Raw genomic sequence first — 15,231 nt, 5'->3', positions numbered from 1 at the left:
CCTACTGCGAGGCGCCGCGCCCCTCGACCCGCACTAGGTCGACGAGGACGTCGCCCCGCACCAGGTGCAGCAGGTCGTAGCGGTCGATGGTGGGGTCGCAGTGGGGGGCGGTGAACTCCACCCGCTCGCCGCGCTCGACGCTGCGGTGCTTGGGCCGCGTCACCATGCCGTGCTCGTCGCCGAAGAAATGGTAGCTGGACCCCGCCCAGGCCTCCCCCAGGGGCTCGGGCGCCGGGCCGTCGGTGGCGAAGGCCTTCAGCCCCGCATCCACCGTCACCCAGCGCGCGGCGTTGGCGCTGATCACCCGGGCCTGGACCGTCAGGCTGGTCTCGAAGGCGCCGTCCTCGTCGGCCCCCAGGGCCTCGCGGTACTCCCGGTCCATGAAGGCGTAGGACCCGGCCTGGATCTCGTTCAGCACCCCCTGGGCCGCGTCGGCGCAGAAGGTGCCGGTGCCGCCGCCGGTGACCAGCCCGATCTCATGGCCCTGGGCCCGCAGGGCGGAGGCCACGTCCGACAGCCTGCCGATCCCGTCGGCCACGGCGGCGGCGCGTTCATTGGCGCCGGTCATGTGCTGCCAGTGGCCGCCATAGCCCTGCACCCCGATCAGCTTCAGGGACGCCTGGGCCGCGATCGCCGCCCCCACCGCCACGGCCTGCTCGACGCCGGCGACACCCGTGCGGCCCATGCCCAGGTCCACGTCCAGCACCACGCGGACGGTGACGCCGGCGGCCCGCGCCGCCTGGCCGATCTCGGCCGCGCCGTCCGGATGGTCGACGGTGATGGCGAAGTCCGGGTCGATCCCCGCCAGCTTGGCGGCCCGCGCCGCCGAGGGCTCGCCGGCGAGGGACGAGGTGATCAGGATGCCGCGGATTCCGGCCGCCGACAGGGCCTCGGCCTCGGCCAGCTTGGCGCAGCAGACCCCCACGGCGCCGGCGGCGATCTGGCGACGGGCCAGGGCCGCGCACTTGTGGGACTTGGCGTGGGGCCGCAGGGCCAGGCCCGCCGCCTTGGCCCGGGCGGCCATGCGCGCGAGGTTGCGGTCGAAGGCGTCGAGGTCGATCACGGCGGCCGGGGTGGGGACCTGCCAGCGCGACCCCGGCTGGCCGATCAGGGCCAGGGAGAGCGCGGTGGAGGGGCGATCGGCCAGGGCGCCGAGCTCGGCGGCGATGGCTTCGAGGGGGCGTTCGGAGCTCATCGGCGGCGCACCGTCCCCATCAGGCTGCGCATGATCTCGCGGCCGGCCGTGCTGGCCACCGTGCGCAGGAGTTGCTTGGCGAAGGTCTCGCCCATGGACTGGCGGTTGGAGGCGCGCGCCGCCGGGCGGCGGGCGGGCTCCTCCCCCCAGGGCGACGGGGCCGGCTCGGCGCGACGTGGCGGGACCGGCGGGGCGGCGGCCGCCTCGACGGCGGCGGCGGTGCGGGCCGCCAGCTTTTCGTAGGCCGACTCCCGGTCCTCGGTCCGGTCGTAGAGCCCGCGCACCGGACTCTCGGCCATCACCGCCGTCCGCTCGGCGGGCGTCAGGGGCCCCAGGCGGGAGTTGGGCGGACGGATCAGGGTCTTCTGCACCATGGTGGGCGCCCCCTTCTCGTCCAGCACCGAGACCAGGGCCTCGCCGACCCCCAGCGCCTGGATCGCCTCGGCGGTGTCGAAGGCCGGATTGGTGCGGAAGCTGTCGGCGGCGGCCTTCAGCCCCCGCTGCTCGACCGGGGTGTAGGCCCGCAGGGCGTGCTGGATGCGGTTGCCCAGCTGGCCCAGCACCGTCTCGGGAATGTCGGCCGGGTTCTGGGTGACGAAATAGACCCCCACCCCCTTGGAGCGGATCAGCCGCACCACCTGCTCGACCTTCTCCAGCAGGGGCTTGGGGGCGTCGCGGAACAGCAGGTGGGCCTCGTCGAAGAAGAAGGCCAGCTTGGGCTTGTCGGGATCCCCCACCTCGGGAAGCTCCTCGAACAGCTCGCTCATCAGCCACAGCAGGAAGGTGGCGTAGAGCCGGGGGCTGGCGATCAGCTTGTCGGCCGCCAGGATGTTCACATAGCCGCGCCCCGCCCCGTCGGTGCGCATCAGGTCGGAAAGCTGCAGGGCCGGCTCGCCGAACAGGTGGGCGCCGCCCTGGTCCTCCAGGGTCAGCAGCTTGCGCTGGATGGTGGCGACGGTGGCGGCCGAGACATTGCCGTACTTGGCGCCCAGCTCCTTGGCGTGCTCGGAGGTGTAGGTGAGCGCGGCCTGCAGGTCCTTCAGGTCCAGCAGCAGCAGGCCCTCGGCGTCGGCGGCGCGGAACACCACCGACAGGACGCCCTCCTGCACGTCGTTGAGCTCCAGCATGCGGGAGATCAGAAGCGGCCCCATCTCCGAGACCGTGGCGCGGATCGGATGGCCCTGCTCGCCGAACAGGTCCCAGAACACCACCGGCGCCCCGGCCGGGTGCAGCTCCAGGTCCATCACCTTGGCCCGGGCCTGCATCTTCTCGTTGGGGGTCCCGGGGGCGGCCACCCCGCAGAGGTCGCCCTTCACGTCGGCGGCGAAGACGGGAACGCCGGCGTCCGACAATCCCTGCGCCAGGACCTGGAGGGTCACGGTCTTGCCGGTCCCCGTCGCCCCGGCCACCAGGCCATGGCGGCTGGCGCGGTCGAGCCGCAGGGTCTCGAGGTGACCGGAGAACCCGATCAGCACGCCGTCGTCGGCCATGGAACGCTCCTTGAAAGTCCGGGCGCCAAGCTATCGCCCGCGCGTCTGCGTCGCCACGGGCAAGCGTAAACAATTGTCACCGGCAGAAACGTTTCCCAAACCCGGCGGGATTGGGCTCAGCCTTGCCGGAACCGGCGGAAACGCCGCGAAGAACGCACCATCGTCCCCGGAAAATCAGGCTAGAGGTCACCTTCATTGACGACGCCTGCGACCCCGAGGACAGTCGGCTTCATGCCCACCGCCGAACCGACCACCAACGTCTCCCGCATCTGCCTCGTCATCCTGGCCGTGATCGCCAGCGGCGCGACCATCTATTGGCTCGCCGACATCCTGACGCCGCCGGCCATGGCCATGTTCCTGGCCATCGTCATCGACGGGTTCGCCCGGGTGCTGAAGCGCCGGTTCCGCTGGCTGCCCTCCAGGGCCGCCATGCCGGTGGCCATCATCGTCTCCATCCTGCTGTTCGGCACGGCCCTGTTCGTGATCGCCGACAACGGCGCCACCTTCGCCACCCAGCTGGTCACCTATGTGCCCAAGCTCAACAAGCTGATCGCCCAGGTGGCCAATGTGGCCGGGCTCGACGTGGCGCCCACCATCGAGCAGCTGCTGAGCCGGCTCGATCCCAGCAAGTACATCGGCGACGCGGCCCGCGGCATCCAGGGCTTCGCCTCCAACGCCATCTTCATCCTGATCTATCTGGGCTTCATCATCGCCTCGCGGCACGCCTTCGAGCGCAAGATGGTGGGGCTGTCCAACAACCGCGCCAAGCGCCACGAGGCCCTGGAGGCCTTCCAGCGCATCCGCGACGGGGTGGAGCAGTACCTCTGGGTCCAGACGGTCACCGGCCTGATGATCGCGGTGGGCTCGTGGCTGGTGATGGCGGTCCTCGGCCTCGACAACGCGGTGTTCTGGGCCTTCCTGATCTTCATCGCCTCCTACATCCCGATCATCGGGGGGGCGATCGGCATCCTGGCGCCGCCGATCTTCGCGCTCATCCAGTTCGAGCCGGTCTGGCCGGCCATCGTCCTGCTGGCGGTGCTGCAGTCCATCCAGTTCGTGGTGGGCAACGTGGTGCTGCCGCGCATGCAGGGGCAAAGCCTCAATATCGATCCCCTGGTGGTGCTGCTCAGCCTGGCCTTCTGGGGGGCGATCTGGGGGGTGGCCGGCATGTTCCTCTCCACCCCGCTGACGGTGATGGCCATGGTCATCCTGGCCCAGTTCGACGGAACCCGCTGGGTCGCTGTCCTGTTGTCCGCCGACGGGGAGCCCGAAAAGCTGCGGGACCGGAAGGCCGGCCTCGCGCCCGACGAAACGCCGAAATCGAAACGTCCTCGCCGCGTCACGCAAGCGTGACGCCGAGGGCCCAACCCCGGGGTCTTCAACTTGGCCGTTCAATACCTATCTGAGTGTGGCTCGGGCGAGTCCCGACACCCCGACGCCCGCTTTCTCAGCCCCCGGGCGTCGCGAGGACCGAGTGTTTCGCCACCCCCCCTAGGCGGAACCAGGCGCCGCCGGACACTCTCCTCCGGCGGCGTTCTCGCGCCCGGAGCCGGCGCATGACCCGCCGCCCCAAGCCCGCCAAGTCCGCCGCCCCTCTGATCAAGGCCTTCCTGGCCCTGGTTCCCGACGGCGAGGCCAGCCGCGCCTTCATCGAGCAGGCCGCCGCCGACGCCGCCCCCGACGAGCTTCCCGAACTGCCCGCCCCCGACCTGGCCACGGCGCTCGCCGACTTCTGGGCCTTCGCCGAGACCCGGCGGGGCAAGGGCCCGGCCCTGCGCCTGGTCCACGGCCAGGCCGGCCTCGACCGCCTGGAGATCGTGCAGGACGACGCCCCCTTCCTGGTGGACAGCGTCATGGGCGAGCTGGCCGAGCAGGGCCTGTCGGTCCGCGCCATGTTCCACCCGGTGGTCGGCGTGGCCCGCGACCGCAAGGGCCTGCGCTCGGACGCCGGGACCCCGCGCCGGGAATCCATGATCCAGGTGGTGCTGGAGACCGTGGGCGAGGACCGCGAGGCCGCCCTGATGGCCGGTCTGAAGGCCGCCCTGGCCGACGTCCGCGCCGCGGTGGACGACTTCCCCGCCATGCTGGCCCTGATGCGCCGGGCCATCGAGGAGCTGGGGGAGGCCCCCAGAAGCGAGGTCCGCGACGAGGACGTGGCCTTCCTGTCCTGGCTGCGCGACGAGCACTTCGTCTATCTCGGCGCCCGGGTCTACGAGTACCCGCGCCTGAAGAACGGCGACTACGCGCCGGAGGAACCCCTCTACCAGCCGCAGGATGGCCTGGGCGTGCTGCGCGATCCCGAGCGCACCGTCCTGCGCCGCTCGTCGGAACCCGCCGTCCTCACCGCCCAGATCCGCTCGCGCCTGGCCGATCCGCCGGTGGTGGTGGCCAAGTCAAACGTCCGCTCGCGGGTCCACCGCCGCGGCTACATGGATTATGTGGGCATCAAGCGCTACGGCGCCGACGGCAAGCCCTGCGGCGAGATCCGCTTCGTGGGCCTGTTCACCTCCGAGGCCTATGACGAGCCGGCCCGCGACGTGCCCCTGCTGCGGGCCAAGGTGGCCAACCTGCTGGAGCGGGCGGGCGCCACGCCCGGCAGCCACAACGAAAAACGCCTGCGAAACATCGTCGAGAACCACCCCCGCGACGAGCTGTTCCAGGCCAGCGAGGACGACCTGCTGGCCACCTGCCTGGCGGTCCTGCACCTCTATGACCGGCCCCGGGTTCGCCTGTTCGAGCGCCGCGATCCCTATGACCGCTTCGCCTCGGTCCTGCTGTTCGTGCCGCGCGAGCGCTACGATTCCGACCTGCGGACCACGGCCGGGGACCTGCTGGCCAAGGCCTATGGCGGCCGGGTCTCGGCCTACTACCCCTATTTCTCCGACGCCCCCCTGGCACGGGTCCACTTCATCATCGGCTTCACCCCGGGCCAGCACCTCGATCCCGACCTGAGGGCCATCGAGGCCCAGGTGACCCAGGCCAGCCGCACCTGGGAGGATCGCTTCGACGCCGCCGTCCGCGCCAGCGGCCGGCCCACCGACGAGGTCGCCGACCTCCTGACCCGCTACGCCCACGCCTTCCCGGCCGGCTATCGGGACAACTACGACGCCGCCGAGGCCCTGGCCGACCTGGCGGTGATCGACAGCCTGGAGGCCGACGAGCCGGTCCGGGTGCGCGCCTATCGCCGCCCCACCGACGGCAAGACCCAGTTCCGCTTCAAGCTCTATCGCCCCGGCGCCCCGGCGCCCCTGGCCGACGTCCTGCCGATCCTGGAGAACATGGGCCTGAAGGCCATGGTGGAGACCGGCTTCCCGGTCACCCGCGTCGGCGCGGCCCCGGTCTGGGTCCACGACTTCGAGCTGGAGGACCCGCGCGGCGAGCACCTGGTGTTCGCCGAGGTGAAGCTGGCCTTCGAATACGCCTTCGTCGCCATCTGGAGCGGCCGGACCGAGAATGACGGCTTCAACCGCCTGGTGCTGGAGCTCTCCATCACCTGGCGCGACGCGGCCCTGATCCGGGCGCTCGCCCGCCACCGCCAGCAGTCGGGCCTGGACCCCAGCCAGAGGGTGCAGGAGGCCGCGCTCTCCAACCATCCCGGGGTGGCGCGCCTGATCCTGGATCTGTTCCGCACCAAGTTCCATCCGGCCATCAACGCCGACCTCGCCGCCCGCCAGGTGCAGGCCGACGCGGTGATGGCCGAGATCGTCGAGGCCCTGCAGCTCGTCGAGAGCCTGGACGACGATCGGGTGCTGCGGCGCCTGGCCCTGCTGGTGGGGGCCATCAAGCGGACCAACTATTACCAGCCCGGCCCCGACGGCCATTCCAAGCCCTATATCAGCTTCAAGGTGGCCTCGGGCGAGCTGGCCGACCTGCCCCTGCCCAAGCCCTTCCGCGAGATCTTCGTCTGGGCGACCCATGTGGAGGGCGTTCACCTGCGCTTCGGCCCCGTGGCCCGGGGCGGCCTGCGCTGGAGCGACCGGCGCGACGACTTCCGCACCGAGGTCCTGGCCCTGGCCAAGGCCCAGAACACCAAGAACGCGGTCATCGTGCCGGTGGGCTCCAAGGGCGGCTTCTATCCCAAGCAGCTCCCCAAGGGCGGCTCGGCCGAGGCCGTGCGGGCCGAGGGCATCCGCGCCTACACCACCTTCCTGCAAGGGTTGCTGGACATCACCGACAACCTGACCCCGGACGGCAAGGTCATTCACCCCGAGAACGTCGTGGTCCACGACGCCGACGACCCCTATCTGGTGGTGGCCGCCGACAAGGGCACCGCCACCTTCTCCGACATCGCCAACGGGGTCGCCGAGTCCTACGGCTTCTGGCTGGGGGACGCCTTCGCCTCCGGCGGCTCGGCCGGCTACGACCACAAGGTCATGGGCATCACGGCGCGGGGCGCCTGGGAGGCGGTGAAGCGCCACTTCCGCGAGCTGGGCAAGGACATCCAGAGCGAGCCCTTCACCGTGGTCGGGGTCGGCGACATGTCCGGCGACGTGTTCGGCAACGGCATGCTGCTCTCGCGCCAGACCCGGCTGCTGGCGGCCTTCGACCACCGCCACATCTTCCTCGACCCTGATCCGGACCCGGCCAGGAGCTATGCGGAGCGCGAGCGCATGTTCGCCCTGCCCCGCTCCTCCTGGGAGGACTACGACCGCAAGCTGATCTCCAAGGGCGGCGGGGTCTTCCCGCGCAACCTGAAGTCCATCCCGCTCTCCCGCGAGGTGCGGGCCATGCTGGAGATCACCGCGGAGTCGGCCACCCCGGCCGAGCTGCTGTCGGCCATCCTCAAGGCGCCGGCGGAGCTGCTCTATCTCGGCGGCATCGGCACCTATGTGAAGGCCCGGACCGAGGGCCACCTGGACGTGGGGGACAAGACCAACGACGCCCTGCGGGTCAACGGCGCCGACCTGCGGGTCAAGGTGGTGGGCGAGGGCGCGAACCTGGGCCTCACCCAGGCCGGCCGCATCGAGTTCGCCCTGAAGGGCGGCAAGATCAACACCGACGCCATCGACAACTCGGCCGGCGTCGATTCCTCCGACCACGAGGTCAATATCAAGATCGCCACCGGCATCCTGGAGCGGACCGGCGTGCTCACCCGGCCGAAGCGCGACAAGCTGCTGAAGTCGATGACCTCCGACGTGGCCGCCCACGTCCTGTCGCACAACTACGACCAGACCCTGGCCCTCTCCCTGATGGACCTGGACGCCGTCGGCGAGCTGGAGCCCCACGCCCAGTTCATGACCCGGCTGGAGCAGGCCGGGCGGTTGGACCGCGCGGTGGAGGGCCTGCCGGATCCAGGCGTCATCGCGGCCCGCGCCGAGGCCGGGCGCGGCATGACCCGGCCGGAAGAGGCGGTGCTGCTGGCCTATGGCAAGCTGGAGCTGTCCCACGACATCGTCGCCTCGGCGGCGCCCGACGACCCGCACTTCGAGGCGGTGCTGGAGGGCTATTTCCCCAAGGCCCTGCGCCGGTACGACGACGCCCTGCGCCGCCACCGCCTGCGCCGGGAGATCATCGCCACCGTGGTGGCCAACGACGTGGTCAACCGCTGCGGGCCGAGCTTCCCCTCACGCCTGATGGCGGCGGCCTCCTGCGACACCCGCGCCTTCGTCACCGGCTATGAGGCGGCCAAGGCGGTGCTGGACCTGCCGGCCCTTTGGGACGCCGTCGCCGGCCTCGATCCCAAGATCCCGGGCCAGACCCCGGCGGCCGGCCAGATGGCCCTGTTCCGCCGCCTGGCCTACACCCTGCGCGGCGAGACCTTCTGGCTGGCCCGCCGGGCCGGGCGCGAGGGCTCCGGCGTGGCCGACCTGATCCAGCGCTACGGCCCCGGCACCGCCACCCTGCGCAAGCTGGGGCCCGGCGTGCTCTCGGCCGTCGAGCAGGATCGCACCGCGGCCCAGATCGCCAAGCTGGTGGAGGCCGGCGCGCCCGAGGCGCTGGCGACCCAGGTGGCCAACCTGCAACCCCTCACCACCGCGGTGGATCTGGTGGACCTGGCCGAGGCCTCCTCCTGGACCCTGCCGAGCGTGGCCCGGCTCTACCACCAGACCGGCGAGGTCTTCGCCTTCGACCGCCTGCGGGCGGCGGCGGGGGGCTTCACCGCCGGGGACGCCTTCGAGCGCACCGCGGTGCGGCGGCTGCTGGAGGACCTGCTGGCCGAGCAGGCGGTGCTGACCCGCTCGATCATGGCCTTCGCCGCCAGCGCCCAGGCCGGCGAGAGCGCCGAGACCGCCCAGAAGGCCGTGGCCTCCTGGGCCGCCCTGCGCCATGACGCGGCCCAGGCGGCCCGCAAGGCGGTGGACGAGATCGAGGCGGCCGGCGGCGGCTGGACCTTCGCCAAGCTCACCATCGCCAACGCCGCCCTGCGCGAACTGGCCGCCAGCGCCACGGTGGAGAAGAAGCGCTAGGCGGAAAGCTGCGCCCTTCGGCACCAGCGGTCCAGGTCGCGCTCGCGGCCCATCAGGGCCAGGCCCGAGGCGATGGACTCCAGCTCGCTGCCGCTCTCGATCCGCGATGGGTCGAAGCGGCGGTGGAAGATGGCCCGCACCGCCGGCACCAGGGAGGAGCCGCCGGTGAGGAACACCCGGTCGATCTGGCCCGGCGCCAGGCCGGACTCGGCCAGGGCCTCGTCGACGGCGGTCTCGATCAGGGCCAGCTCCGGCGCGATCCAGCCCTCGAACTCCGCCCGCTCGACATGGCGGCGGATCTCGATGCTGCCGGCGGCGAAGCTGAACTCAGCCGCGGTCTCCCGCGACAGGGCCTCCTTCAGCCGGCTCACCGAGCGATACAGCAGGTAGCCGTAGTTCTCGTCCAGGGTCTCCACCAGCCGGGCGATCTTGTCGGGCTCGACGGCCTCGCGCACCAGCTTGCGGATCTCGCGCATGTCGCGGCTGGCCCGCATCAGGGCCAGCTGGTCCCAGCGGGCGAAGGTGGAATAGTAGCGGTTGGGGATCGGCAGGGTCTTGCCGAAGGAGGTGTAGCTCGTCCCCTTGCCCAGCTCCGGGGAGACCAGGTGGTCGATGATCCGGTAGTCGAAGGCGTCCCCGGCCACCCCGACCCCCGACCGCCCGAGCGGCGTCGAGGCGATCTCGCCGCCCTCGCGGGAGAAGCGGATGATGGAAAAGTCGCTGGTGCCGCCGCCGAAGTCCCCCACCAGCACCGTGGCGTCGGCCTTCAGCTCGCGGGCGAAGAAGAAGGCCGCCCCCACCGGCTCATAGGCGTAGAGGATCTCCTTGAACCCCAGCCGCGCGAAGGCCGTCTCGTAGCGGCGCAGGGCCAGTTCCGGATTGGGCGCGCCGCCGGCGAAGGTCACCGGCCGCCCGACGATCACCCGCTCGGGCAGGTCGGCCAGGCCCTGTCCCGCATGGTCGCGCAGCTTCAGCAGGAAGGCCGAGAGCAGATCCTCGAACTGGTAGCGCTTCCCCAGGATCTGGGTCTCGGTGAAGCTTTCCGAGGCCGCGAAGCTCTTGAAGGACTGGATGAAGCGGGTCTCCAGCGGGTCCTCGACATAGGCCTCGATGGCCCAGGGCCCGGCCTCCACCGTCCGCTCGTTGGGCCGTTCGGCCGGGGCGTGGAAGCTGAGGGCCGAGCGAAAGGCGAACAGCTCCCCCTCCGGCGCCGGGAAGTTGACCAGGGTCGCGGGGCCGCCGTCGCCGGCCAGGGCCACCACCGTGTTGGTGGTGCCGAAATCGATGCCGATCGTCCCGGCCATGGCGCGCGCTCCGAAATCTCAAGGTGGGGGGACGACGGATCGCCGCCCCACCCAAGGCGCGCGACCCGCTTAGATCGTGAGGCCGGCCTGACGCATCAGGTCTGAGCCTCCGCCAGGTCCTGCTCGTAGGCCGCCACCGTGGCCATCTGCAGGATGCGGCTGACCGAGGCCGAGAGCGGGCAGATCTGCACCGAGCGCGACAGGCCCAGCAGCAGGGGCCCGATCACCGTCGCCCCGCCCACGGCCTGGACCAGCTGGGTGGAGATGGCGGCGGAGTGGATGGCCGGCATGATCAGCACATTGGCCGGGCCGGTCAGCCGCATGAACGGGTAGTTGACCCGCTTCTCCGGATCCAGCGCCAGCTCCGGCGGCATCTCGCCCTCGTACTCGAAGTCGACCTCCATCTCGTCGAGCATGGCCACGGCCTCGCGCACCTTCTCGCTGCGCTGGCCCATGGGATTGCCGAAGGTGGAATAGGACATGAAGGCCACCCGCGGGGTGTAGCCCAGCACGCTGACGGTGCGGGCCGCCTGCAGGGCGATCTCCACCAGTTCGTCGGCCTCCGGCATCTCGGTGACATTGGTGTCGGCGATGAACAGGGTGTGGCCCTTGGCCAGCACCACGCTCATGCCCATCACCCGGCCGTTGGGGGACGGGTCGATGACCTGCAGCACCTCCTCCAGCACCTGGTCGTAGGAGCGGGTGACCCCGGTGACCATGCCGTCGGCGTGGCCGAGCGCCACCATGGAGGCGGCGAAGGAGTTGCGGTCCTGGTTGATCAGCCGCTGGACATCGCGCTTCAGGAAGCCCTGGCGGGCCAGCCGGCTGTAGAGATAGTCGACATATTCCGGATTCCGGTGCGACAGCCGGGCGTTGATGATCTCCAGGCCGGTGTCCTTGGGATCGAGGCCGGCCACGGCCATGTTCTCCAGCACCAGCTCCTCGCGGCCCACCAGCACCGCCTGGCCGAGGCCCGCGCTCTGGAAGGCGTAGGCGGCGCGGATCACGCTGGGCTCCTCGCCCTCGGCGAAGACGATCTTCTTCTTGGGCGAGGCCTGCACGGTGCCCTGCAGCTTCTGCAGGAAGGCCGCGGTGGGATCCAGGCGCTGGGCCAGGGAGGCCCGGTAGGCGTCCATGTCCTCGATCGGCTTGCGGGCCACCCCGGAATCCATCGCCGCCTGGGCGACGAAGGGCGGGATGTACCAGATCAGCCGGGGATCGAAGGGCGAGGGGATGATGTACTGCGGGCCGAACTTCAGCTGCTGGCCGTGATAGGCCGCGGCCACCTCGTCGGGCACGTCCTCGCGGGCGAGCTGGGCGAGCGCGTTGGCGCAGGCGATCTTCATCTCCAGGTTCACCCGCCGCGCGCGCACGTCCAAGGCGCCGCGGAAGATGTAGGGGAAGCCCAGGACGTTGTTGACCTGGTTGGGATAGTCGCTGCGCCCCGTGCCGACGATGGCGTCGGGCCGCACCGCGTGGACCTCCTCGGGCAGGATCTCCGGATCGGGATTGGCCATGGCGAAGATCAGCGGATTGGGCGCCATCTTCATGATCATGTCCTGGGTCAGGACCCCCTTGGCCGACAGGCCCAGGAAGACGTCGGCGCCCACCAGGGCCTCGGCCAGGGTCCGGGCGTCGGTGTCGACGGCGTGGGCCGACTTCCACTGGTTCATGCCCGCGGTGCGGCCGCGGTAGATCACCCCGGTGTTGTCGACGGCGATGCAGTTCTCGCTGCGCACCCCCATGGCCTTCATCAGGTCCAGGCTGGCGATCCCCGCCGCCCCGGCCCCGCAGAGCACCACCTTGACGTCCTTCAGCTCGCGGCCGGTGATGTGGCAGGCGTTGATCAGGCCCGCGCACGAGATGATGGCCGTGCCGTGCTGGTCGTCGTGGAACACCGGGATGTCCAGCAGCTCCTGCAGCTCGGTCTCGATGCGGAAGCACTCGGGGCTCTTGATGTCCTCGAGATTGATGCCGCCGAAGGTCACCCCGATGTTCTTGACCACCGTGATGATCTCATCCGGATCGGTGGCCGAGACCTCGATGTCGATGGAATCGACGTCGGCGAAGCGCTTGAAGAGGACGCTCTTGCCCTCCATCACCGGCTTGGCGGCCAGCGCCCCCAGATTGCCCAGGCCCAGGATCGCCGTCCCGTTGGAGATCACCGCCACCAGGTTGCCCTTCGAGGTGTAGTCGTAGGCCAGCTCCGGGTTCTCGGCGATGGCCAGGACCGGCACCGCCACGCCCGGCGAATAGGCCAGGCTGAGGTCGCGCTGGGTCGCCATCGGCTTGGTGGGCACGATGGCGATCTTCCCGGGGGTCGGGTCCCGGTGGAAGCTCAGGGCTTCCTCATCGGTGAAGGTGCGTTTTTCGTCGCTCATAGGGGGAGCGTGTCCTTACGGCGCTGGGGGCTTTTGAATGAAGGGCGCCAACCTACAGAGGCCGGCGCCCTGAAACAACCTGCCGCGGCGAAGCTTCGCCGCGGGCGGGGCGGCGGCGGTCAGCCGGCCATGCGGGCCTTCAGCGCGGCCTGCATCTCACCCAGAACCTTGGCGGCCGCCGGGTCCTTCTGGATGCGCCCCCAATAGGCGGCCACCTTGGTGTGCCGGGCCATGGGATCGCCCTTGCCGAACACCATGCCGAACACGCCGACGAACATCAGCATGGGGACCAGCGCGCAGTCGGCGGTGGTGACGCTGTCGCCCACCGCATAGGCGTCCTCTGTCATGAACAGGTTCAGGTGGGCCAGGCCGCTGTCGAGCTTGGCGAACCCCTCCTCCACCACCGCGGCGTCGCGGGTGGCGGGGTTCATCTGGCCAAACAGGTTGGAGCCGCTGGCCATCACATAGAGCTCGGCGACCCGGGCGATCAGCCGGCCGCGGGCGATCTCGTCGGGCTTGGTGGGCCGCAGGCCGGAGGCCGGGAAGGCGTCGGCCAGATATTCGACGATGGTGTCGCTCTCGGGGATCACCGTGCCGTCGTCCAGCACCAGGGCCGGGATCTTGCCCATGGGATTGATCGCCAGATATTCCGCGCTCTTCAGGTCGCCTGGCGGCGGCAGGATGTGGACCGGCAGGTCCTTGGCGTAGATCGCCATCCGCGGACGCGAGGCGAAGGGCGAGAGATCGTTGGAATAGAGCTTCATGGCGTTTCCTGACGTGGTCGGGCGCGCGTCTCGAAACAGGCGCGCCTGCGGGGGGACTCATAGGGACGCCGCACCCCGCCGTCATCAGGGAGCGCGGCTTGCCCTGAACATAAGATGCTCCCCCCTCTGGGGAGAGCATCTGTGGGCCTGGGATGGCCCGCGTTCTCCTCCCGCAGGTGAAACAAGCCAGGCGCCTACCGCCCCGCCCGCCCGCAGATCAGGTCCGTCACCGCCGCCCCCATGGCCCGCAGGGTGGCCAGGTCGCCGCCGGCCCGGGCGCGGACGGCCATGGCGTTCATCACCGCCGTGGCCACCTTGGCCATGCCCGCCGCGTCGGTGGAGAGCGGCAGGTTGCCCACTTCCATGGCCCGTCGGATGCGGGCCTCGAAGGCCGCGTCGATCTCGGCGAGCGCGGCGGCCAGCACCGCGCGGATCTCGGGATCGTCCACCGCCTCGGTCACTGCCGTGCCGATCAGGAAGCACCCCCGGGGGCCGTGGTCGCCGCGCATATAGATGCCGGCGGCGGCGTCATAGACCCGGGTCAGGGCCGCGCGCAGGTGCTCGTCGGGGGCCATGGCGGTGGCCAGCGCCGCCGTGGTCTCGGCGCGCGATTTCTCCAAGGCCTTGAGATACAGGGCTTTCTTGTCGCCGAACGCCCCATAGAGGCTGGGCCGGTTCAGGCCGGTGGCGACCGAAAGGTCGTCCAGGGATGTGGCCGCGTAGCCGGTGTTCCAGAAGGCGGCGCGCGCCTGGTCGAGGGCCGTGGCGGGGTCGTAGCTGCGCGGACGGCCGCGGGGTCGAGGCTGGTTCTGTACCACTTCGAATCAAATCCCTGAGGCGATTAATTTAATACCGTTAAGGACTTTAATGCGCGGCGCCAGGGGGTATTTCGACCCGCCGCCGGTTGAGGATTTCGCCGCCCACGCGAGCGCTATTCTGTACCGTTTCGCACGAAACTCTTGACGCCTTTTATTTTGTATCGGACGGTACGTAAATCAACCGACCGGAGGACGTCATGGAACTCTACTTCTCCCCGCTGGCCTGCTCGCTGGCCTCCCGCATCACCGTCTATGAAGCCGGCGCCGAGGACCAGGTCGCCCTGAAGCGGGTGGACACCAAGGCCAGGCGCACCGCCGAGGGCGACGACTACCTGGCCATCAATCCCAGGGGCATGGTGCCGGCCCTGCGCACCGACACCGGCGAAATCCTCACCGAGAACGCCGCCATCCTGCCCTTCATCGCCGACCAGTACCCGCAGGCCGGCCTCGCCCCCGTCTCGGGCCTGGAGCGGTCGCGCCTGGCCCAATGGCTGAGCTTCATCGGCTCGGAGCTGCACAAGACCGTCTTCACCCCGCTGCTGAGCCCCACCGCCAACGAGGGCGCCAAGGCCTATGCCCGTGAGGCCGCCCCGGCCCGCCTGGCCTATCTCGACGCGCACCTGGCGGGCCGCGACCACCTGCTGGACCGCTTCAGCGTCGCCGACGCCTATCTCACCGCGGTCCTGAACTGGGCGCAGTTCGTGGGGATCGATCTCAAGGCCTGGCCGGCCGTCGCCGCCTACTACGCCCGTGTCACCGCCCGTCCCCAGGTGGCGCGCGCGATGCAGGAGGAGATGGGGCTGTTCCAGGCGGCTTAGGGCCTCCGACCAACATCATCCCGGCCGCAGCGCAGCGCAGCGCCGGGACCCAGG

Annotated in this window: 9 protein-coding genes; 3 read left to right on the top strand and 6 right to left on the bottom strand. The window is 70.5% G+C overall.

The annotated features are described in order from the left end of the window. Position 1: 1 nt before the first annotated feature. Together AC1RN5_RS19405 and AC1RN5_RS19400 are read right to left on the bottom strand one after the other, a co-directional pair. Positions 2-1,195, bottom strand: a complete 1,194-nt coding sequence (locus AC1RN5_RS19405; RefSeq protein WP_493043062.1) for an alanine racemase — start codon at positions 1,193-1,195, stop codon at positions 2-4. Next, positions 1,192-2,685 (bottom strand): helicase HerA-like domain-containing protein, encoded by a 1,494-nt coding sequence (locus AC1RN5_RS19400; protein ID WP_493043060.1) that lies wholly within the window; start codon positions 2,683-2,685, stop codon positions 1,192-1,194. Before AC1RN5_RS19400 ends, AC1RN5_RS19405 begins: the two co-directional genes overlap by 4 nt. Positions 2,686-2,916: 231 nt before the next feature. On the opposite strand from AC1RN5_RS19400, the gene AC1RN5_RS19395 reads away from it, so the two are divergent. After that, complete coding sequence (locus tag AC1RN5_RS19395) at positions 2,917-4,038, top strand: AI-2E family transporter (protein ID WP_493043058.1); 1,122 nt, start codon at positions 2,917-2,919, stop codon at positions 4,036-4,038. A gap of 203 nt (positions 4,039-4,241) precedes the next feature. Next, positions 4,242-9,092 carry an NAD-glutamate dehydrogenase gene (locus AC1RN5_RS19390; protein ID WP_493043057.1) on the top strand — a complete coding sequence of 1,617 codons (4,851 nt, stop codon included), beginning with the start codon at positions 4,242-4,244 and terminating at the stop codon, positions 9,090-9,092. Here the strand turns inward: AC1RN5_RS19390 and AC1RN5_RS19385 are convergent. The 4 genes from AC1RN5_RS19385 to AC1RN5_RS19370 all read right to left on the bottom strand — a co-directional run bounded on the left by AC1RN5_RS19385 (position 9,089) and on the right by AC1RN5_RS19370 (position 14,359). Next, a complete protein-coding gene (locus AC1RN5_RS19385; protein ID WP_493043055.1) occupies positions 9,089-10,396 on the bottom strand; it encodes an Hsp70 family protein in 1,308 nt (435 codons plus the stop codon). The two genes, AC1RN5_RS19390 and AC1RN5_RS19385, sit on opposite strands and share 4 nt — an antisense overlap. Positions 10,397-10,491: 95 nt before the next feature. After that, positions 10,492-12,777, bottom strand: a complete 2,286-nt coding sequence (locus AC1RN5_RS19380; RefSeq protein ID WP_421933560.1) for an NADP-dependent malic enzyme — start codon at positions 12,775-12,777, stop codon at positions 10,492-10,494. A gap of 119 nt (positions 12,778-12,896) precedes the next feature. Further along, positions 12,897-13,541 carry a glutathione S-transferase family protein gene (locus tag AC1RN5_RS19375; RefSeq protein ID WP_493043052.1) on the bottom strand — a complete coding sequence of 215 codons (645 nt, stop codon included), beginning with the start codon at positions 13,539-13,541 and terminating at the stop codon, positions 12,897-12,899. Between the two features lie 194 nt (positions 13,542-13,735). Continuing rightward, the gene (locus AC1RN5_RS19370) at positions 13,736-14,359 is read right to left on the bottom strand and encodes a TetR/AcrR family transcriptional regulator (RefSeq protein WP_493043050.1); all 624 of its coding nucleotides are present in this window, start codon (positions 14,357-14,359) and stop codon (positions 13,736-13,738) included. A 197-nt stretch (positions 14,360-14,556) separates the two neighbouring features. On the opposite strand from AC1RN5_RS19370, the gene AC1RN5_RS19365 reads away from it, so the two are divergent. Next, complete coding sequence (locus AC1RN5_RS19365) at positions 14,557-15,177, top strand: glutathione binding-like protein (protein WP_493043048.1); 621 nt, start codon at positions 14,557-14,559, stop codon at positions 15,175-15,177. The last annotated feature ends 54 nt before the right edge of the window (positions 15,178-15,231 follow it).

Source organism: Phenylobacterium sp. GW821-FHT12F10 (genome assembly GCF_058806695.1).
Note: the sequence above shows the minus strand (reverse complement) of the source record. Positions and strands in the feature narration are given on the sequence as shown.